19 protein-coding genes are annotated in these 20,298 nt (G+C 73.0%); 9 read left to right on the top strand and 10 right to left on the bottom strand.

Going from position 1 to position 20,298, the window contains the following annotated elements:
• Positions 1–118: 118 nt before the first annotated feature.
• On the bottom strand, positions 119–988 hold the full coding sequence (locus ACFVXJ_RS15335; protein ID WP_389662190.1) for a hypothetical protein: 870 nt from the start codon (positions 986–988) through the stop codon (positions 119–121).
• Positions 989–1,164: 176 nt separating this feature from the next.
• A complete protein-coding gene (locus tag ACFVXJ_RS15340) occupies positions 1,165–2,712 on the bottom strand; it encodes a class I adenylate-forming enzyme family protein (protein WP_389662452.1) in 1,548 nt (515 codons plus the stop codon).
• Positions 2,713–2,953: 241 nt separating this feature from the next.
• Between ACFVXJ_RS15340 and ACFVXJ_RS15345 the strand changes: the two genes are divergently transcribed.
• The 4 genes from ACFVXJ_RS15345 to ACFVXJ_RS15360 all read left to right on the top strand — a co-directional run bounded on the left by ACFVXJ_RS15345 (position 2,954) and on the right by ACFVXJ_RS15360 (position 7,069).
• Entirely contained in the window at positions 2,954–4,204 is a 1,251-nt protein-coding gene (locus ACFVXJ_RS15345) for an amidohydrolase family protein (RefSeq protein WP_389662191.1), read from the top strand.
• Complete coding sequence (locus ACFVXJ_RS15350; RefSeq protein ID WP_389662192.1) at positions 4,195–5,349, top strand: acyl-CoA dehydrogenase; 1,155 nt, start codon at positions 4,195–4,197, stop codon at positions 5,347–5,349. Before ACFVXJ_RS15345 ends, ACFVXJ_RS15350 begins: the two co-directional genes overlap by 10 nt.
• 5 nt (positions 5,350–5,354) lie before the next feature.
• Positions 5,355–6,272 carry an acyl-CoA dehydrogenase family protein gene (locus ACFVXJ_RS15355; protein WP_389662193.1) on the top strand — a complete coding sequence of 306 codons (918 nt, stop codon included), beginning with the start codon at positions 5,355–5,357 and terminating at the stop codon, positions 6,270–6,272.
• A 323-nt stretch (positions 6,273–6,595) separates the two neighbouring features.
• Positions 6,596–7,069: an ATP-binding protein gene (locus tag ACFVXJ_RS15360; RefSeq protein WP_389662194.1), complete on the top strand. Its 474-nt coding sequence runs from the start codon at positions 6,596–6,598 to the stop codon at positions 7,067–7,069.
• 225 nt (positions 7,070–7,294) lie between these two features.
• On the opposite strand, the gene ACFVXJ_RS15365 is transcribed toward ACFVXJ_RS15360, so the two are convergent.
• The 3 genes from ACFVXJ_RS15365 to ACFVXJ_RS15375 form a co-directional block, all read right to left on the bottom strand.
• Positions 7,295–7,693, bottom strand: a complete 399-nt coding sequence (locus tag ACFVXJ_RS15365) for a hypothetical protein (protein WP_389662195.1) — start codon at positions 7,691–7,693, stop codon at positions 7,295–7,297.
• Between the two features lie 234 nt (positions 7,694–7,927).
• Positions 7,928–8,128 (bottom strand): DUF397 domain-containing protein, encoded by a 201-nt coding sequence (locus ACFVXJ_RS15370; protein ID WP_389662196.1) that lies wholly within the window; start codon positions 8,126–8,128, stop codon positions 7,928–7,930.
• Between the two features lie 11 nt (positions 8,129–8,139).
• Positions 8,140–8,994: a helix-turn-helix domain-containing protein gene (locus ACFVXJ_RS15375; RefSeq protein ID WP_389662453.1), complete on the bottom strand. Its 855-nt coding sequence runs from the start codon at positions 8,992–8,994 to the stop codon at positions 8,140–8,142.
• 249 nt (positions 8,995–9,243) lie between these two features.
• On the opposite strand from ACFVXJ_RS15375, the gene ACFVXJ_RS15380 reads away from it, so the two are divergent.
• Complete coding sequence (locus ACFVXJ_RS15380; RefSeq protein WP_389662197.1) at positions 9,244–9,690, top strand: ATP-binding protein; 447 nt, start codon at positions 9,244–9,246, stop codon at positions 9,688–9,690.
• Between the two features lie 14 nt (positions 9,691–9,704).
• Here ACFVXJ_RS15380 and ACFVXJ_RS15385 read toward each other — a convergent pair whose 3' ends face one another.
• On the bottom strand, positions 9,705–10,631 hold the full coding sequence (locus ACFVXJ_RS15385; protein WP_389662198.1) for a cyclase family protein: 927 nt from the start codon (positions 10,629–10,631) through the stop codon (positions 9,705–9,707).
• 89 nt (positions 10,632–10,720) lie between these two features.
• Between ACFVXJ_RS15385 and ACFVXJ_RS15390 the strand changes: the two genes are divergently transcribed.
• From ACFVXJ_RS15390 to ACFVXJ_RS15400, 3 genes are read left to right on the top strand one after another with little or no spacing between them, the layout of a single operon-like run.
• Complete coding sequence (locus tag ACFVXJ_RS15390; RefSeq protein ID WP_389662199.1) at positions 10,721–11,632, top strand: SDR family oxidoreductase; 912 nt, start codon at positions 10,721–10,723, stop codon at positions 11,630–11,632.
• 9 nt (positions 11,633–11,641) lie between these two features.
• Positions 11,642–12,850, top strand: a complete 1,209-nt coding sequence (locus ACFVXJ_RS15395) for an acyl-CoA dehydrogenase family protein (RefSeq protein WP_389662200.1) — start codon at positions 11,642–11,644, stop codon at positions 12,848–12,850.
• Between the two features lie 4 nt (positions 12,851–12,854).
• The gene (locus ACFVXJ_RS15400; protein ID WP_389662201.1) at positions 12,855–13,922 is read left to right on the top strand and encodes a Zn-dependent alcohol dehydrogenase; all 1,068 of its coding nucleotides are present in this window, start codon (positions 12,855–12,857) and stop codon (positions 13,920–13,922) included.
• A gap of 43 nt (positions 13,923–13,965) precedes the next feature.
• Here the strand turns inward: ACFVXJ_RS15400 and ACFVXJ_RS15405 are convergent, their stop codons facing one another.
• Entirely contained in the window at positions 13,966–14,583 is a 618-nt protein-coding gene (locus ACFVXJ_RS15405; protein WP_389662454.1) for a flavin reductase family protein, read from the bottom strand.
• 216 nt (positions 14,584–14,799) lie between these two features.
• Between ACFVXJ_RS15405 and ACFVXJ_RS15410 the strand changes: the two genes are divergently transcribed.
• Entirely contained in the window at positions 14,800–15,591 is a 792-nt protein-coding gene (locus ACFVXJ_RS15410; RefSeq protein ID WP_389662202.1) for a VOC family protein, read from the top strand.
• Between the two features lie 55 nt (positions 15,592–15,646).
• Here ACFVXJ_RS15410 and ACFVXJ_RS15415 read toward each other — a convergent pair whose 3' ends face one another.
• The 3 genes from ACFVXJ_RS15415 to ACFVXJ_RS15425 all read right to left on the bottom strand — a co-directional run bounded on the left by ACFVXJ_RS15415 (position 15,647) and on the right by ACFVXJ_RS15425 (position 20,209).
• Entirely contained in the window at positions 15,647–16,492 is an 846-nt protein-coding gene (locus ACFVXJ_RS15415) for an enoyl-CoA hydratase/isomerase family protein (protein ID WP_389662203.1), read from the bottom strand.
• A gap of 92 nt (positions 16,493–16,584) precedes the next feature.
• Positions 16,585–18,819: an acetate--CoA ligase family protein gene (locus ACFVXJ_RS15420; RefSeq protein ID WP_389662204.1), complete on the bottom strand. Its 2,235-nt coding sequence runs from the start codon at positions 18,817–18,819 to the stop codon at positions 16,585–16,587.
• A gap of 163 nt (positions 18,820–18,982) precedes the next feature.
• Positions 18,983–20,209, bottom strand: coding sequence for a flavin-containing monooxygenase (locus ACFVXJ_RS15425; RefSeq protein WP_389662205.1), 1,227 nt, complete (start codon positions 20,207–20,209; stop codon positions 18,983–18,985).
• Between the last annotated feature and the right edge of the window lie 89 nt (positions 20,210–20,298).

The raw sequence follows: 20,298 nt of genomic DNA on the forward strand, positions 1-20,298 counted from the left end.
CTATCCAGGACGGCTCCGACGCCGTGATCACACCAGCCACACCAAGATCATCTCACCCGTGATCAGCAGTTTCGGGACAACCCTTAGGGCCCCTGCGGGCCCCGTCGGCGGCGCTGAGTCACACCGGGGCCGGAATGCCGCGGAGGGCGCGGCGGGCCTCGTCGGCGTGGGCGGCTACCGCTTCCGGGGGGAGCGGGGTGTGGCGGGGTGGTGGGGTGGGGGCTTGGGCGCAGGCGGTGCAAGGGGTGTCCGGGGCGGCGAGGGGGTCGCGGCAGGACGGGCACTCGGGCAGGGACGCCGCGGGGGCGGCGGGGTCGCGTCGGGCCCGGGGCGCGGGTAGTTTGCGGACGAGGCGGTCGGCCGGCAGGGCGCGGGCGGAGTGGACGGGGCGGGGCAGTCCGTCCGCGAGCAGGGAGCGGGCCTCCAGCTCGGGCACCCCGTGTTCCACCCACCGTTCCGCGAGCGGCGCCAGGACGAGGATCTCGGCGGCGCTGAGCGCCGGCCGTGGCTCGTACACGCCGAGCCGCCGGAGCAGCTCACCCCCTCGGCCGGCGGCCTCCGTCAGCTTCACGGGTTCTGGGAGGGAGGGTTTTTCTTCCTCTTTCTGCTTCGCCCGAAGGGGGAACCCTCCCGCGTTCCCGTCGATCGGTTCACCGGCGGCCGGTAGTACGGGAACCGGCTCCCCTTCCCCGTACGGGGTGTCGAAAACGGACACCTTTGTTCGTGCTTGGCCGGTCATCGCATCCCGCACGGTCTCCCGCACGTAGTACCCGTACCGGATCAGCTCGTCCACGGCCTTGGAGACCCCGCGCCGGCCGACTCCCGGGTTGTTGTCGGCGAGGGAGCGTACGTCCTCACGGGCCCCGCTCGGCAGGGAGAGGAGGTAGCCGAGGATCCCCCGGGCGGTGAAGCTGAGGCGCTTGTCCCGGATCAGGTCGTTGCCGAGGACGGTGAAACCGCGTGTGCGGCGGCTAAGGTGAATCTGCATCGAAGAGCCATTCCTTCGGTGTCGGACCCCGGGGTGTTGGCGCACCGCCGGGGTCACCTGTTTTCAGTTCGTGGTGGCCCGGACGCTAGCGCACCATTTGGCCCAACTGCCGGCTATGGCCCGGCGTTTACCGTCCGTACGCATCCGGGCCCGGAGGTCGGCGAGCCGGCGCGCGGTCAGGCGTAGCGTTCGCGGAGTTTGTACTTGAGCACCTTGCGCAGCGCCTCGTTGCGGGGCAGGGACTCCACCAGCTCCAGTTGTTCCGGGAGCTTGTGCGGGGACAGGCCCTGGGCGCGCAGGTGGGTCGTGACGGCGGGCAGGGTCAACGGCACTGCACCCGAGGGCTGTTCGACCACCGCGCAGACGCGTTCGCCGCGCTCCGGGTCGGGCAGGCCGATGACGGCGACGTCCGTGACGTCGGGGAGCAGGTGGAGGAGGTCCTCGATCTCCTTCGCCGAGATGTTCTCGCCCTTGCGGATGATGACGTCCTTGCTGCGGCCGGTCAGGACCAGGTGCCCGTCCGGGGTGAGGTGGCCGAGGTCGCCGGTGATCAGGTAGCCGTCGGCGTCGAACGCGTCCGCCGACCGGTCGGGGTTCAGGTAGCCCCGGCAGACCGCCTCGCCCCGCAGCCGGACCTCCCCGTCGACGGACGGCGGGAGCGGGGCGCCGTCCGGGGTCGTGATGCGGATCGACATGCCCCGCGGGGGTCGGCCCTCGGTCGTCGCGAGGTTCTCGTCCGTGTCGTCCGGGTCGCCCATCGTGATCATCGGGACTTCGGTCATGCCGTAGCCGTGGGTGAGCTTGCAGCCCAGTTCGCGGACCACCGCGTGGTAGATCTCCGGCGGCTTCGGGGCGCCGCCGCCCGCCAGCAGGCGCAGGGTGGGGATGAGCCTCGCGGAAGGGTCCTTGCGCTGCTCGGTGAGGAACATCGAGTAGAAGGCGGTGGAGCCGCCGGCGATGGTGACCCCGTGCCGCCGGTACCCGTCCAAGGCGTCCGGCATCGCGAACTTCTCGAACAGCACCGCCGGGAAGCCGTACAGCAGCAGCATCACCAGGTAGTCGGGGCCGCCGATGTGCGCGTACGGGAAGGCCACCGAGCCCACGTCCGCCGGCCCCGGCCGCAGGGCGTGCGCCAGGCAGGAGCCGCCCGCGATCAGGGACCGGTCGGTGTGCAGCACGCCCTTGGGGTCGGAGGTCGTGCCGGAGGTCCAGTAGATCCAGCGCACGTCCGTCCCGGAGGCGGGCGGCGCGGGCAGGGCGGCCGGGTCGCCGTCCGGGAGGTCCTCGTAGGCCCGGAAGACGCCGCGCGCCCCCAGCCGGGCGGCCATGGCGGCGTGGTCGAAACCGCGCCACTCGCCGGGGACGGCGAAGAACTCCGCCCCCGACTCGCGCAGCGCGAAGCCCGTCTCGCGGTCGCGGTAGAAGGGGATGACGGGGGACTGGACGGCGCCGAGCCGGGCGAGCGCGAGCGAGAGCAGCACCGTCTCGATGCGGGTCGGCAGTTGCCAGGCCACGACCGCGCCGGGGCGCACCCCCATCCCGTACAGGCCCGCCGCGACCCGCTCGGCGCGGTCGTGGAGCGCGCCGAAGGTGAGGGTGCGGTCGTCGGCGGGCTCCGGGGCGGCCTCGATGAGTACGGGGGCGGTGGGGGTGAGGGCGGCCCGGCGCGCGACGAGTTCCCAGAGGGTGGCGGAGCCGCCGAGGGTCCGCGCCGTGTCCACCATCGCCTCGCGAGCCGCCGCCGTGCCACGGGCCGCCGCCGCCCCGCGAGCCGTCCCGCGAGCCGCCCCGGGCTCCGTCGCCGTCGTCCCCGACCCGTCCGTCGCCGTCATCCCGGCCTCCCCTTGGCTGACGATGTGTCAGATGTCGCGAGAGCGTAGGGCTCCGGCGCTTGCCGGTCCAGAGGCGGCGGCGCTAGCTTGTTTCTGACGGTCCATCAGATACGGCGAGGGGACACCGGACACCATGGACACGGAACTGCCACGGATCATCAGCGTCGACGACCACGTGATCGAACCCGCCCACCTCTTCGACGTGTGGCTGCCGGCCAAGTACCGCGACCGCGGACCCCGGGCGCTCACCGCGGGCATCGGCGACCTCGTCTACACCGGCGGCAAGTACGTGATCTCCATGGACCCCGACGGGCCGCCGACCGACTGGTGGATCTACGAGGACCTCAAGTTCCCGTACAAACGCAACATCGCCGCCGTCGGCTTCGACCGCGACGACATGACCCTGGAGGGCATCACCCGCGAGGAGATGCGCCGCGGCTGCTGGGACCCGGCGGCGCGCCTCGCCGACATGGACCTCAACCACGTCGAGGCGTCCCTGTGCTTCCCGACCTTCCCCCGCTTCTGCGGCCAGACCTTCGCCGAGGCGCACGACAAGGAGGTGGCCCTCGGCTGCGTGCGCGCGTACAACGACTGGATGGTGGAGGAGTGGTGCGGTGACAGCGGCGGTCGGCTGATCCCGCTCTGCATCATCCCGCTCTGGGACATCGACCTCGCCGTGGCGGAGATCCGGCGCAACGCCGCGCGCGGCGTGCGCGCCGTGACCTTCTCCGAGATCCCGACCCACCTCGGCCTGCCGTCGATCCACTCCGGGTACTGGGACCCGTTCTTCGCCGTCTGCCAGGAGACCGGCACCGTCGTCAACATGCACATCGGGTCCTCCTCCCAGATGCCCGCCGCGTCCCCCGACGCGCCGCCCGCCGTCCAGGCCTCGCTCAGCTTCAACAACGCGATGGCCTCGATGATGGACTTCCTCTTCAGCGGCGTGCTGGTGAAGTTCCCGACGCTCAAGCTCGCCTACAGCGAGGGCCAGATGGGGTGGATTCCGTACGCCTTGGAGCGCGCGGACGACGTGTGGCGCGAGCACCGTGCCTGGGGCGGGGTCCGCGACCTGATCCCGGAGCCGCCGTCCACGTACTACTACCGGCAGATGTTCTGCTGCTTCTTCCGCGACAAGCACGGCATCGCCTCGCTGGACGTCGTCGGGCGCGACAACGCGACCTTCGAGACCGACTACCCGCACGTCGACTCGACGTTCCCGCACACCAAGGACGTCGCGCTCGACCACGTGAAGGGCCTCGACGACGAGACCGTCTACAAGCTGATGCGCGGCAACGCCATCCGCATGCTGGGCCTGGACCTCGACCGCGACCGCCGAGACCGCCACCCCGGAGACCGCCACCCCGAGGCCCGCCAGTGGACCTGACCTACACCGCCGAGGAGCGGGAGTTCCGGGCCCGGCTGCGCGAGTGGCTCGCCAAGGAGCTGCCGGCGCTGCCCCCCAAGCCGTCCCCGGACGACTGGCCGGCCCGCCGCGCCTACGACGCCGGCTGGCAGCGCCGGCTGTACGACGCCGGGTACGCGGGACTGCACTGGCCCCTCGACGCCGGCGGGCGCGGCGCGACCCCCACCCAGCACCTGATCTTCCTGGAGGAGACGGAACGGGCCGGCGCCCCCTACGTCGGCGCGAACTTCGTCGGGCTGCTGCACGCGGGACCCACCATCGCCGCCGAGGGCACCGCCGCCCAGCGGGCGCGCTGGCTGCCGCCGGTGCTGCGCGGCGACGAGATGTGGTGCCAGGGGTTCAGCGAACCGGACGCCGGCTCCGACCTGGCCTCGCTGCGCACCCGCGCCGTCCGCGACGGCGACGACTACGTGATCAGCGGCTCGAAGATCTGGACCTCGCACGCGGAGGTCGCCGACTGGTGCGAGCTGCTGGTCCGCACCGATCCCGGAGCCCCCAAGCACCAGGGCATCAGCTGGCTGGCCATGCCGATGGACGCGCCGGGGATCACCGTACGGCCGCTGCGCACCCTCGCGGGGTCGGCCGAGTTCGCGGAGGTGTTCCTGGACGAGGTGCGGGTGCCGGTCGGGAACCGGGTGGGGGCGGAGAACGACGGCTGGCGGGTCACGATGGTGACGCTGTCCTTCGAGCGGGGCACCGCCTTCGTCGGCGAGGTGGTGGCCTGCCGCCGCACGCTCGCCCTGCTGGCCCGGACCGCGAAGGAGAACGGCCGCTGGGACGATCCGGTGCTACGTCGCACCCTGGGACGGCTGCACGGGGAGTTCGGCGCCCTCTGGAGGCTGACGCAGTGGAACGTCAGCGAATCCGAGCGCTCGGGCGGCGTCCCGGGCACGGGTGGCAGCGTCTTCAAGCTGGCGTACTCCCACGCGCGGCAGGAGCTGTACGACGCCGCGGCGCAGGTGCTCGGCGCGGGCTCGCTCGCGCTGGACGAGGAATGGGTGCTGGACCGGCTCTCGTCGCTGTCGTACACCATCGCGGCGGGCACCTCGCAGATCCAGCGGAACATCGTCGCCGAGCGCGTCCTCGGCCTGCCGAAGGGGCGGTGAGCGGCGTGGACTTCCAGCCGAGCCGGGAGCAGCGCGACCTGCGGGCGGGCGTACGGGACCTGCTCGCCGGGCGGTACGGGCGCGAGGCGCTGCGGGCCTCGGTGGAGGCGGGCGTCGGGGTGGACCGGCGGCTGTGGCGGCAGCTCGGCGAGGCCGGATTCTTCTCGCTGCGCCTCCCGGAGGCCGACGGCGGGGTCGGGCTCGGGCTCCCGGAGGCCGTCCTCGTCTTCGAGGAGGCCGGGCGGGCCCTGCTGCCGGGGCCGCTGGTGGCGACGTTCCTGGCGGCGGGGGTGGTCGCGGGCGCCGCGGCCGGGACGACGGTGGTGACGGCGTACGACCTGGACGGGCCCCTGGTGGCCCACCTGGCGGAGGCCGACGCGGTCCTCGGGGCGCCGGCGCCGCCCGAGGGCGAGCCGGTGCCTTCGGTGGACCCGCTGACCCCGCTGCACCGGGTGGTCCGGGCCGAGGGGGCCGACCGCGCGGCGCGGACCGATCCGTACCGGGACGAGGGCGCGCTGCTGACGGCCGCGCTCCAGCTCGGCAGCGCCCTGCGCACGGTGGAGCTGGCGGCGGAGCACGCGCGGGGACGCGAGCAGTTCGGGCAGCCGATCGGGGCGTTCCAGGCGGTCAAGCACCTGTGCGCGGGCATGCTGGTGCGGGCGGAGGTGGCGCGTGCGGCGGTGTACGCGGCGGCCGTGACGGGGGACGGCGCGGAGATCGCCGCGGCGAAGCTGCATGCCGACGAGGCGGCCGTACGGGGGGCCCGTGACTGCCTCCAGGTGTACGGCGGGATGGGCTTCACCTGGGAGGCGGACGTGCACCTGCACCTGAAGCGGGCCTGGGTCCGCGCGGAGCAGTGGCGGACGGCGGCGCGGGCGGCGGAGCTGTTGGCCGCGGACCTGCTGGCGTCGGCGCCCGTGTGAGGCAGGAGAGGCGCGAGGGGTACGGGATGAACGAGGCGGGACGCATGTCCGATTACAGAGAGTTGATATCGGTTTGTGTCCTTCGAGTGCCCCCTTACGGACCGGAGTCGGGGGCGCGCTCCGGTACGCTCGCACGAATGCGAGCGGCCCCGCGGCGTGAGCGTCGCACAGTATGCACCACGCCTACTCCTTCGCGCTGGAATATGCCCGAAGCGCTTGTTGTGGTGACTGTATGTCAACCATGCTGCTACGCAAGGGGGTCACTGGCCGTGACCCCGTTCCGTCGTGAGGCGAAGTGTCCGCCGGTTCGGATGGTGTGAGCGGTGCAGGTGCTTCAGGTTCAGCTTGAGGTAGGAGCGGACCCCGCCGAGGTCGGCCGGGCGCGCCGGTGGGCGCGCTCCCGGCTGGCGGGTTCCGGGATAGGGGACGACGAGCCGCTCGCCGAGACGCTGATCCTGCTGATCTCGGAGCTGGTCACCAACGCGGTCGTGCACACCGGCTGTCCGGCCGTGCTGCGGATGCTGTTCGGCGGGCCCGGGGTGCGGGTCGAGGTCGCGGACGCCAGCGACCGGGAGCCCGCCCGGCGGCAGGCCGCCGGCGACGACACCGGCGGGCGCGGCCTGGAGCTGGTCGACGGGCTCGCGGACCGCTGGGGCTGGCAGCGCGAGGGCGCGGGGAAGCGGATCTGGTGCGAGATCGACCGGGGGCGGAAGGCGGGCGCCGACCGCTCCGCGGGTGCCCCGGAAAGGCCTGCCGAATTCTTTGCCCCGATCCGGGAACCTCGCGTGTACCTCTAACGAGGTGTTGACGGTTCGTCACGTGTTGATCACTCTGGTGGGGAGCGATTCGTCGCGAGGGGACGCCAAGGGTCCTGCCTTGACGAGTGCGGGTCGTGGGGTGGCGGCTGCCGTGCCGCGCTCGGGGCGTGCATGCGCGTACGCCGCCACCCAGTAGGTCCCCCTTCGGGGGCCGTCCGTCCAACGCGGTCGCGTCCGTCCATCGCCGCCGCGCCGGTGGCCGCGTCAGTGGGCGAGGGTCATCAGCAGGTAGTCGACGGGGCGTACCCGCCACTCGGGGCGCAGGCCGCTGCGCAGCACGATGCTGAAGCCGGCGGGTTCGCCCCGGTGGAGGGCGGCGAGGGCCTGTAACCGCCCGCCGCCATCGGCCCAGGCGAGCGCCCGATCCACCTCGGTGGGGGTCAGGGCGAAGGGGCGAGTGGTGCGGATCTGCGTCCGGATGAGGCGGACCGCCTCTTCGGGGGTGTCCAGCATGAGCCGGTCGAGCAACTCGGGCGCGGTGGAGTAGGCGTCGGGGTAGCAGAGTGCCTCGAACCAATATCCGGTGCGGATGGCGACCGTACAGTCCCGGCCGGGGGGCAACTTTGTCCGTTGTGGTCGCGTGAGCGGGTCGGATGGAGGCATGGCCGCCCTCCTGGGCTGGAGCGCGCCGTGGCCATCCGGCAGGTGGCGGGGGAACGGCCGCGCAGGCGAGAAGCGGTGCAGCGGACGGTGAGGCTGCGGCTGCACAGGGTGACCGTAGCGCTCCGCCATGGACAGAGGCAAGAGTGCACCGGGGCATATATGCCGGACCTGAACGCGCCCCTCGCCGGGACTCGGCGAGGGGCGGGCGGTGCGCGGGGTGGCCCCCGGTAACCGTCAGCTCACGAAGTGGTCGAATTCGCCGGCTTTGACGCCCTCGATGAAGGCGGCGAGCTTGGCCGGGCTGGTCGTGATGATCGCTTGCGGGTCGTCGCTCTCGCGCATCACGATGCCGTCGCCGTGCCGGCCGACCTCGATGCAGTTTTCGCCCCCGCCTCCGGAGAAGGACGACTTCTGCCAGCTGATGGGTGTGCTCATGGCGCTGTTTCTCACAGTTCTCGTGCGATGTGATGGATGATCTGCCGCGACCCTTCCGGGTCGAGGGCGGCCTTCTCGGCGATGTCGAACAACGTGCGGTACTTGCGCAGGTCGGCGTCGGCGTCGAGGAACCGTCCGCCGAAGGCGCTGTCGATCTGCACGGTGTCCAGTTGCGGAACGACTCCGTGTGCGTAGAGGACGGGCTGCGTCACCTCGATGAAGTCCTCGTTCGTGAACGGGATCACGCGGACCGTTATGGCGGGCCGCGCCGATACTTCGATGAGGTGTTCAAGCTGCTCGCGGGCCACGTCGCGACCGCCGAAGCGCATGCGCAGGGCCGCCTCGTGGATGATCGCGTCGAACCGGGGCGGGTTCGGCCGGTCGAGGACCGTGATGCGCTTCATGCGGTGCTCGACGCGGGCCTCGACCTCGGCGGCGGGAAGCCTGGGCGTGACGCCGGAGAACAGGGCGCGGGCATAGTTCTCGGTCTGGAACAGTCCGGGCAGCGTGACGCTTTGCATCGACCGGAGCGCTACGGCGTGGTGTTCCAGTTCCGCGATGTCGAGGAATCCTGGGGCAAGGATGCCCCGATATTCGTCAAACCAGTATTGCCCACGATGCTCCCTCGCGATCGCGCAGAGCGCGTCGATCAGAGCCTCGTCGTCGCAGGAGTAGAAGGTCGCGAGTCGCCTGATCCGCTCCTCGCTGATCCCCAGGCGTCCCGCTTCGATGTGACTGATCTTCGCTTGGTCGACCGACAGCAGACCGGCGGCTTGCCTGGCCGTCGTCGCTGCCGCCTCGCGCAGTTTCCGCAACTCGGCGCCCAGCCGTGCCTGGCGTGCGGTCGGGTTGTCCCTCGGCGGCATGTGTCCCTTCCCCTTGTCTGGCATGAGTCTGCCGGTATCCCTGCCGCGGGTCCACCGAGTCCCGGCGGCCAACCGGGCAAGCTTGCACCGGTGCATAGTTGCCCCTACGGTTCTCGTAGCACCGCGTCGCAGGCCCGTCGGACCGAAGTGCAGCCGCTGCTATGCGCCCTGAAGGGGCGTCATGGCAAGGCGGCCGATGCCACGGAGGGCAGGCGCGCGCGGACCCGTACCCGTCAGGAGACGATCGCGATGACGAACACGAGCGCTTTACCGGCCGCCGACGAGGGGCCGGGGCAGCGGGCGACCTACCGGATGGTGGCGCCGAGTCGGGCCGGGACAGTGCGGATCGCCCGGGACTGGGTGGTCTCCGTCCTGTGCGCGGCCGGGTGGGCCGAAGCGGCGGAGCGGGCGCGGTTGTGCGCCTCGGAGCTCGTCACCAACGCCTACCGGCACACCGATACCCCGGAGATCGCCGTCGAGGTCGCGCTCTGCGACCAGCGCGCGACGGTCTACGTCTACGACGGCGCGCCCGAGCTGCGCCTTCCGCCCCACCCCCCGACCGGCGGCGGTCCGCCGCTCCTGGCCACCGGTGGGCGGGGGCTCGCGCTCGTCGCCGCCTGCGCCGACGACTGGGCGGTCGTGGCGCAGGGTGCCTGCGTCAAGGTCGTCTGGTTCAGCCTGCTGTCGGGGCGATGAGTGGCCGGGGGCGGTCAGAGGACGGCGACGGGGGCGACCGGGGTGCCGGTGCCGCCGACGAAGGGTTCCGGCATCGCCGACAGGAAGAACGCGTACCGACCCACTTCCGCACAGGCTGTGGACAACGTTTCGAGGTTCCAGTTCTGGCCCTGGAGCATGCCCATCTCGACCAGGTCCAGCGCGTGCACCGGCAGCCACAGGTTCTCGATCTCCGGCGGGAAGATCTCGAAGGTCAGCGTGTCGTTGGCGACGGCCGCCACGTCCCGCGCGTGGAACCACTCCGGGGTCCGCACCGACAGGCCGGGGGAGGGGAACCCGTAGCCGTGCTTGTCGCCCGCGAGGTACACCTGGACCTGGCCCGTCCGGACCAGGACGACGTCACCGGCCCCGACCCTGACCCGGCCGAACTCCTCCGCCTCCGCGAGGTCCTCGGGGGTCACCGCGTGGCCGCCCGGCAGCCGGTCCACGCCCTTGGCGCGGGCCACGTCCAGCAGGACCCCCCGCGAGACGACGGGACCGGCCTTGTCGATGCCGCCGAACTCGGCGCGGCCGTGCGCGGTGATCGTGCCGGCCGGGCGGCCGTTGTAGATCCGGCCCGAGTGCGAGACGTGGGTGAGCGCGTCCCAGTGGGTCCCGGCCTGGAGCCCCATCGTCACGGCGTCGTCGCTGCACGCCACCGTGCCCGGACCGAACAACTCCTGGTTGATCTGCACCATCGTGTGCAGCGGGTTGACCCGGCCGGGGATCAGGCCGGCCTGCACCCCGTCCTCCTTGAGCGGGAGCGCCAGCGGGATGCGCCGGCCCGTGCGGACTTCGGCGGCCGCGGCGCGCACCACGGCGTCGGTGATCAGGTTCAGGGTCCCCCTCTCGTCCTCGGCGCCCCACCGGCCCCAGTTGTTGACGCGCTTGGCGATGTCGTGGAACTCGGCCGGCAGGGTCATGGCCTCATCAACTCCCGGGGCTTGTGCTGCGGCATCGGATGGCCCATAGAATCTAACGGTCCGTCAGAAAACGCGGAAAGGGGTCGGGCGTGGGGAACTTCCTGGCAGGCAAGGTCGTCGCCGTCACCGGGGCGGGCCGGGGCATCGGACGGGCCGTGGCGCTCGCCGCCGCCGCCGAGGGGGCCAAGGTCGTCGTCAACGACTACGGCGTGGGCATCGAGGGCGGCGAACCCGCCGGCGAGATCGCCGCGTCCGTGGTCAAGGAGATCGAGACCGCGGGCGGCGAGGCCGTCGCCGTCGCCGACGACGTCTCCACCATGGCGGGCGGACAGCGCATCGTCGACACCGCCCTCGCGCGGTACGGACGCGTCGACGGGGTCGTCTGCGTCGCCGGCATCCTGCGCGAACGGATGCTGTTCAACATGTCCGAGGAGGAGTGGGACCCCGTGGTCGCCACCCACCTCAAGGGCACCTTCACCGTCTTCCGCGCCGCCTCCGCCGTCATGCGCCGGCAGGGTTCCGGCACCCTCATCGGGTTCACCAGCGGCAACCACCAGGGCTCGGTCGCCCAGGCCAACTACAGCGCCGCCAAGGGCGGGATCATCTCCCTCGTCCGCTCGGCCGCCCTGGGCCTGGCCAAGTACGGGGTCACCGCCAACGCGGTCGCGCCCGTCGCCCGGACCCGGATGTCCGCCAACGTCCCCATGGAGCTCAAGGAGATCGGCGAGCCGGAGGACGTCGCGGCGCTGGTGACGTACCTGCTCAGCGACCGGGCGAAGGCGGCGGCGATCACCGGTCAGGTCTACACCGTCGCCGGCCCGAAGATCGCCGTGTGGGCGCAGCCGCGCGAGCTGCGCGCGGCGTACGCGGACGGCCCCTGGACCCCCGAGAAGATCGCCGACTTCCTGCCCGGGACGGTGGGCACCGACCCGATGCCGATGCTCGCCCAACTGGAGGCCATGGCCAAGGCGGCAGCCGCCAAGGGCCGCCCCAACGCGTGAGGGAGAGCCATGGACTTCGGTTTCGGGCCCGAGGACGAGGAGCTGCGCGGCCACGCCCGGTCGTGGCTGCGGGAGCACCTCGTCGGCCCGTACGCGCAGGCCCGCGGGCTCGGCGGCCCGGGCAGCGAGCACGAGGGGGTGACGGCGCGGCGTGCCTGGGAGCGCGAACTCGGTCGCGGCGGCTGGATCGGCCAGGGCTGGGAGGTGCCCGACGGGGCCTACGGGCAGCGCCGGCTCTCGCTGACCGGGCAGGTGGTGTGGGCGGAGGAGTACGCGGCGCTGCGCGCACCCGGACGGGTCGGCCACATCGGGGAGAACCTCCTCGCGCCCACCCTCGTCGCCTACGGGACCACCGAACAGCGGGACCGCTACCTGCCGGGGATCGCCCGCGGCGAGGAGCTGTGGTGCCAGGGCTACAGCGAGCCGGGCGCCGGATCGGACCTCGCCGGGGTCCGTACGACGGCCGTCCGGGACCCGGCCGACGGGCGCCACCGGATCACCGGGCAGAAGATCTGGACCTCCCTCGCCAAGGACGCCGACTGGTGCTTCGTCCTGGCCCGCACCGAACCGGGCTCCCGCCGCCACCGCGGCCTGACCTTCCTGCTGGTGCCGATGGACCAGCCGGGCCGCGTCGAGGTCCGGCCGATCCGCCAACTGACCGGGACCAGCGAGTTCAACGAGGTGTTCTTCGACGGGGCGGTCGCCGCCGAGACCGTCGGCGGCGAAGGCGACGGCTGGACCGTGGCCATGGGCCTGCTCGCCCTGGAACGGGGCGTCTCCACCCTGGTGCAGCAGATCGGCTTCGCCGTCGAACTGGAACGGGTCCTGGCCGCCCACGTCGCCCACACCGGCGCCGGCGCGGACGACCCCGTCCTGCGGGACCGGCTGGTGCGCCAGTGGGCCGAGCTGCGCACCATGCGCTGGAACGCCCTGCGCACCCTGGGCGGCAGCGGCGACCAGGGCGCGCCCAGCGTCGCGAAGCTGCTGTGGGGCGGCTGGCACCGGCGGCTCGGTGAGCTGGCGGTGGCGGTGCGCGGAGCGGCGGCCACCGCCGGACCGGCGGACTGGGGCCGGGAGGACCCGTACGAGAACGGGCTCGACGAGGAGCAGCGGCTCTTCCTGTTCAGCCGGGCCGACACCATCTACGGCGGCTCGGACGAGATCCAGCGGAACATCATCGCCGAGCGCGTGCTCGGCCTGCCCAGAGAGACGCGGTGACGACATGCGAGGCGTCGTGTTCGACGGCAAGCAGGCCCGGGTGGTCGACGATCTGGAGATCCGCGACCCGGGGCCGGGGGAGGTGCTGGTCGCGATATCGGCGGCCGGACTGTGCCACAGCGACCTCTCGGTGATCGACGGGACCATTCCGTTCCCGCCGCCGGTGGTGCTGGGGCACGAGGGGGCCGGGGTGGTCGAGGCCGTCGGTCCCGGCGTCACGCACGTGGAGACCGGCGACCACGTCTCGCTGTCCACCCTCGCCAACTGCGGGGCGTGCGCGGACTGCGACCGGGGCCGGCCCACCATGTGCCGCAAGGCCATCGGTATGCCGGGACAGCCCTTCTCACGCGGCGGGAAGCCGCTGTTCCAGTTCGCCGCCAACTCCGCGTTCGCGGAGCGGACGATCGTCAAGGCCGTGCAGGCGGTGAAGATCCCGGAGGAGATCCCGGCGACCTCGGCCGCGCTGATCGGGTGCGGGGTCCTGACCGGGGTCGGGGCGGTCCTGAACCGGGCTCGGGTGGGCCACGGCGAGTCGGTGGTCGTGATCGGCGCGGGCGGCATCGGGCTGAACGTGCTCCAAGGCGCCCGGATCGCCGGAGCGGGGACCATCGTCGCGGTGGACGCCAACCCGGCGAAGGAGACGGTGGCCCGGCAGTTCGGGGCCACCCACTTCATCGACGCGTCGGCCGCCGGGGACACCTCGGCGGCGGTCCGCGAGATCCTGCCGACCGGCGCGGACCACGCCTTCGAGTGCGTGGGCCACGTACGGCTCATCCGGCAGGCCGTCGACCTCCTCGACCGGCACGGACAGGCGGTGCTGCTGGGCGTCCCCGGCTTCAAGGAGGAGGCGTCCTTCCAGGTGTCGTCCCTCTACCTGGACAAGACGATCATGGGGTGTCGGTACGGGTCCTCCCGGCCGCAGCGCGACATCGCGCTCTACGCCGAGCTGTACCGGCAGGGCAAGCTGCTGCTGGACGAGCTGGTGACGGCGGTCTACCCGGTGGAGGACTTCGCGAAGGCGGTGGACGACGCGCGGCACGGGCGCGTCGCGCGCGGGGTGCTCACCTTCTGACGCGGTTCGGGGCCTCCGGGAACGGGGGCCCGCAACCGTACGGTCAGGGGGTGAAGCGGCCGAACCTGCCCTGGTGGAAGAGGAGCGGGTCGCCTTCGCCGGCCGCGCCCAGGGCCTCGACGCGGCCCACGACGATCAGGTGGTCCCCGCCCGTGTGGACGGCGTGGATCCGGCAGTCGATCCAGGCGGGCACCGCGGCCAGCAGCGGCGAGCCGGTCGCGGGGGCCGGACGGTGGCTGACGCCGGCGAACTTGTCGGCGCCGCTGACCGCGAACGACCGGCACAGCGCGCCCTGTCCGGCGCCGAGGATGTTGACGCAGAACACCCCCGCGCGGGCGATCCGGGGCCAGGTGGTCGACGTACGCGCCACCATGAACGTGACCAGGGGCGGGTCCAGCGACAGCGAGGCGAAGGACTGGCAGGCGAAGCCGGCCGGCCCTCCGGTGCCGTCGCCGGCGGGGGCGGTGATGACGGTGACCCCGCTGGCGAAGTTCCCGAGGACGGCCCGGAATTCCGCGGGGCCGACTGGGGCCCGCTCGTCGTCCCGTACGGCCCGGAGGTCGGGGCGGGGCAGCGCGCCGCCCGGCAGCGGATCGGGCGCCGCCGCGGCGGAGGTGGGGGAGCCGACCGACCTGAGGTATCGGACGACGGTGGCCGCCATCCCTGCGTGTCCCATCACCCTTCGATTGAAGCTGACGGTTCGTCAGATGGGAAGGGGTGGGACGGCCCGTGCCGAGGGGCCCGCGCTACCGCCGGTCGGGTGAAACCCCGGGCCGCCCGGACCCGTACGTCGGGTAGCCGCGCGCGGGCTCGGCATGGTGGCGGGACCGGCGTGCCGCCGTACGCCGAACCACCGCAGACACCCGGGAGAGACCCCATGCTCGGCACCGATTTCCGTACCGGATCACCCAACTGGCTCGACCTCGGCAGCCCCGACGTCGACGCGGCCACCGCCTTCTACAGCGGCGTCTTCGGCTGGGACTTCGTCTCCGCCGGACCCGACACCGGCGGGTACGGCTTCTTCCGACAGGGCGGCAAGACCGTCGCCGCGATCGGCCCGCTCACCGAGGAGGGCGCGAAGTCCGGCTGGATGGTCCACTTCATGAGCCCGGACATCCAGGCCACCGTCCAGGCCGTCAGGGACGGCGGCGGCACCGTCCGGATGGAGCCGATGGACGTCATGGGGGAGGGGTGGCTCGCGCAGTTCACCGACCCGCAGGGCGCGCAGTTCGCCTCGTGGCAGCCCGGGAAGACCGCCGGCCTGGAGGTGGCCTCGGCCGAGAACACGCTGGTCTGGGTGGAGCTGCACGTACCCGACCCGCTCGCGGCCGTCTCCTTCTACCACGGGGTGTTCGGCTGGCGCAGCGAGGAGATGCAGGCGCCCGGGATGACCTACCGGGTGCTGAGCGTCAAGGACGGCGACCAGCGCGAGGCGTCCTTCGGCGGGGTCGCGCCGCTGGGCGACGGCGCGGGCGGCGGCGGTGCCGGCCCGAGCTGGGTGCCGTACTTCCACGTCACAGACGCGGACGCCACCGTGAGCGCCGTACAGGGCAACGGCGGCTCGGTGCTCATGCCGGCGGCCGACGTGCCGGACGTCGGCCGGATCGCGTGGGTGGCCGACCCGTTCGGGGCGACGTTCGCGCTGCTGAAGCCCAACCCGCAGATGTAGCGCCCGCCCGGCTTCCCCCGGCCGCCTGCCCGCCGCCCGCCGCCCGTTCGCGCCCTCAGCGGCCGAGGTACTTGGGGGTGCGGCGCTCCACGAAGCTCGCCACGCCCTCGTTGGCGTCGACGGTGGTCATGTTGATCTCCTGGGCGGCGGCCTCGGCGGCCAGGGCCGCCGCCCGGTCCCCGTCGAGGGAGGCGTTGACGAGCTGCTTCGTCAGGGCCAGGGCCCGGGTCGGGCCCTGGGCCAAGCGCTCCGCCCAGGCGCGCGCGGTCGCCTCCAGGGCCTCCGCCGGAACCACCGTGTTGACCAGCCCGAGGCGTTCGGCCTCCGCGGCGGACACGGCGTCTCCGAAGAACATCAGCTCCTTGGCCTTCTGTGGCCCGAGCAGCCGGGGCAGCAGGTACGCGCCGCCGCCGTCCGGGACCAGGCCCCGGCGCACGAACACCTCGATGAACCGGGCCGGTTCGGCCGCGATGACCAGGTCGCAGGCGAGCGCGAGATGCGCGCCGATCCCGGCGGCGGTGCCGTTGACGGCGGCGATGACCGGCTTCTCGCAGTCGAGGACCGCGGTGATCAGCCGCTGGGCGCCGAGCCGGATCATCCGGGCCACGTCCCCGGCCACCCGCTCACCGGTGGCCGGCCCCCCGCGCAGATCGGCGCCCGCGCAGAAGCCCTTCCCGGTGGCGGTGAGGACGACGGCCCGCACGCCGGGGTCGCCGGACGCCTCGCCGAGCAACGCGATGACCCGCTCCCGCTGTTCCCCGGTGACGGCGTTCATGGCCTCGGGCCGGTTGAGCGTGATCCAGGCGACGCCGTTGTCGATGCGGTGCAGTACCTCGCGGGGCGGTGCCTCGCGGGGCGGTGCCTCGCCGTGCGGTACGTCGTCCTCGGGGGCGGGGGTCATGGCGAACTCCGTTCGTGTCAGGGGCGTCCCGGCCCGCCCGGGGCCGGGACGCGGGGGCCCGAGCCGTGGCTCGGAGCGGCGGCGGGCAGGCGTCAGCGGCAGACGGCCAGGGCGTCCAGGGCCACCGCGCCCTGGCCGCGGGGCAGTACCATCAGGGGGTTGATGTCCAGTTCGGAGAGGGTGTCGCCCAGTTCCAGCGCCATCCGCTGGACCCGCAGGACGACCTCCACCAGCGCGTCCACGTCCGCCGGGGGCGCGCCCCGTACGCCCTCCAGCAGCGCGTGCCCGCGCAGTTCCGTCAGCATCGCCCGCGCCTGGTCCTCCCCGAACGGCGGCACCCGCACCGCCGCGTCGCGCAGCACCTCCACGAGCACCCCGCCCAGCCCCACCGTCACCGTCGGGCCGAACAGGTCGTCCTGGGTGACGCCGACGACCATCTCGACGCCCCGCTCGACCATCTGGCAGACGAGGATGCCGTCCAGCGGGACGTTCTCGTAGCGGGCGATGTCCGTCAGCTCCCGGTAGGCGTCGCGGATCTGGCTCGCCGAGGTCAGGCCGATCTTGACCAGACCCAGTTCCGTCTTGTGCCCGAGCTGGGGCCCGGACGCCTTCATCACGACCGGGTAGCCGACCAGACCCGCCGCCCGGACCGCCGCGGCCGCGCTGGTCACCAACTGTTCGCGCGGGACCCGTATCCCGTAGGCCCGCAGCAACTGCTTCGCCGCGTGCTCGCTGAGCTGCCGGCCGGGGCGCATCAGGGCCTGGGCCTTGCGGTAGGAGGGGGAGGGGGTGCGCGGGGCGTCCTCGAAGGGGGAGCGGTAGGACGCGGTGAAGCGGTGGTGGTCGAGGTAGGCCCGTACGGCGGTGATGCAGTTGCCGAAGGTGCGGAAGGTGGCCACCCGGGAGGAGCCGAGCAGGGTGCCGCGGTACGCCTCCTCCGTACCGACCGGGGACCCCCAGATCACACAGATCAGCTTGTCCGTCCGCTCGGCGGCGTCCACCAGGTCCTGCGCCAGCTTGTCGCTCATGGGCGGGAACGGCCCGGTGATCGGGCAGATCAGGACGCCGACGGACGGGTCCGCCAGGATCGCTTCGATGATCTTGGGGCCGCGCCAGTCGCCGACCGGGTGGCCGCCGTTGTCCACGGGGTTCGCGACGTTCAGGTACTGCGGGATCCACTGGTGCAGCTCGGCCTGCTTGGCCGGCGAGAGGGTGGGGAGCAGCAGCCCCGCCTCCGTCGCCAGGTCGGAGAAGTGGGCCCCGGTGCCGCCGGAGATCGAGTACACGACGACGCCGTCGGCCCGGGGCGGGCGCGCGCGGGCCAGCAGGGCCGCGGTGTCCTGGAGCTCGTCCAGGCCGTCGACCCGGATCACCCCGAACTGCCGCATGGCCGCGTCCACCACCGCGTCGGAGCCGGTCAGCTTCCCGGTGTGGGAGGCCGCCATCCGGGCGCCGGTCTCGGTGCGGCCGACCTTGACGGCGACGACGGGCACCTTGGCGCGTGCGGCCCGGTCGGCGGCGAGCAGGAAGGCGCGGCCGTCCTTGAGCCCCTCGACGTAGCAGGCGATGGCCCCCACCTCGGGCCGCTCGGCGAAGTAGGAGATGAAGTCGGCGGTCTCCAGATCGGCCTCGTTGCCCGTGGGGGCCCAGTGCGAGAGCCGGATGCCGAGTTCCTGAAGGGTGTAGACCGGCCGGCCCTGGTGCCCGGACTGGGTGATCAGCGCGATGGCCGGGCCGTCCAGGTCGTCGCGGAACGCCTCGAAGGCGTTGAGGTTGGTGTTGGGGCCGAGCAGGCGCAGGCCCGATCGGCGGACGGCGGCGGAGAGCCGGGCCTGCGCGGCGGCCCCGGCGTCACCGGTCTCGGCGAAACCGGAGGCGAACGCGACCGCGAACCTGACCTTGGCCTCGGCCAGCTCCTCGATCACCGGGAGCGGGTCGGCCACGAGCAGCACCGCGAGGTCCACCTGTTCGGGCAGCGCGGCCACAGAGGCGTGGCAGGGCAGTCCGAAGACCGTGGCGCGGGTCGGGTGCACGGGGTGGACGCGGGCCCCGACGCGCTCGGCCCAGGCGATGAGCTGCCGGGTGATGCCGGTGTTCGGTCTGCCCTCGGCGTCGGAGGCGCCGATGACGGCCACGGACCCGGGCCGGAAGAACCGGTCCAGGTCGGGCACGTCGGAGCGCAGCGGCCGGCCGCTGACGTCCAGGGCGGCCGCGTCCTCGGCGGTGGGGGCCGCCGTGGAGTGGACGGCCGTCCGGGGGGTCTCGCCGCAGGCGTCGACCCGTGCGCGGAAGTCGGTGGTGAGGGTGCCGTGAGTAGATCCAAGCATCGTTCCGCCCGCTCCTGCTCGATGAACTCCATGAGTCTCGCTAGCTGACGCATAGTCAGATTACTGAACTGACGCGCCGTCAGGAACAGGGATGCGCCGGAAAGATGGTGGAGGTGGTGTGTGGAACGGTCCCAGATCCCCGGGCGGGGGGTCCAGGACGGTTTCAGCCGACCCGGCGGCGGGCGCGGGCGCTCCCGTCCCCGCCTTCGCGCGCCCGTCGGCGGGCGACCGCCTTGGCGATCCGCTCCGCGTCCAGGGCCAGCTCCCGCAACATCCCGCTGATGGGGTTGGTGAACCCGGTGAAGTAGAGGTCCGGGGCCCCGGCGGCAGTGCGGGCGCCGTGCGCGCGGGGGCGACCGCGCTCGTCGAGCACGCCCAGGTGGCCCACCAGCCCCTCCAGTGCCCGCCGGTAGCCGGTGGCCGCGATCACCACGTCCGGGGCGACCCGGCTGCCGTCCGCCAACTCCACCTCGGCCCCGTCGAAGCCCGCGACGGCGGCGACCGGCTCGACCGCCCCGCGACGCACGGCGCTGATCAGCCCGACGTCCTGCACCGGGATCGCGCCCTCGCGCACCCTGCTGTAGAGCCCGGTGTCGGGGCGCGGGAGCCCGTACGCCGACAGGTCCGGGACGGTGGCCTTGGCGATGAGCGCGGCGAGCCGGTCCACGAGCCGCACGGGCAGCCGGCGCACCAGGATCGCGCTGCGCTGCGCCGGCCAGCCCAGACTGGAGCGGCGCACGATGTGCGGGGCGGTGCGGACGGCGAGCCGCACCCGCGCGGCCCCGCCCTCGGCCAGGTCGACGGCGATCTCCGCGCCCGTGTTGCCGACCCCGACCACGAGCACGTCCAGGCCGGCGTACGGGGCGGGGTCGCGGTACTCGGCGGCGTGCAGCAGCCGCCCCGGGTAGCCCTCGCGGCCGGGCCAGTCGGGCACGGCGGGTGTGTGGTTGAACCCGGTCGCCACGACGACGGCCCCGGCGGCCAGCACCCGGCCGCCGCCGGCGTACAGGGTCCAGCCCTCGCCGTCCCCGTTCGCGTCGGTGGCGCGCTCGATCCGGGTCACCTCCACGCCGGTGACCACTTCCAACTCGTGGAACTCCGCGTACCTCTCCAGGTAGCGCACCACGTCCGCCCGTGCGACCCACCGCCCGAAGCGGCGCGGCACGGCCAGCCCGGGGAGCGCCGAGAGGCGCCGCGTGGTGTGCAGGCGAAGCCGGTCGTAGTGGGCGCGCCACGAGGCGCCGACGGTGTCGGACTTCTCGACCACCACGGCACGGACCCCGCGGGCGCGCAGCGCGGCGGCGGCGGCGAGGCCGCCGGGGCCGGCGCCGATCACGTACACGGGGCGGGGCTGGGTGGTCAGGTCGGGGGCTGTGGGGACTGCGGGCATGAGGTGTGAGCGTATCGACACAGAGAGTTGATGGGTCTCGGACGAGGAGGGATCCGATTGCGGATCGGTCACGGGCCCGCGTCGGGGGC

The sequence above is a fragment of the Streptomyces sp. NPDC058279 genome, assembly GCF_042881255.1.
GTDB lineage: Bacteria > Actinomycetota > Actinomycetes > Streptomycetales > Streptomycetaceae > Streptomyces.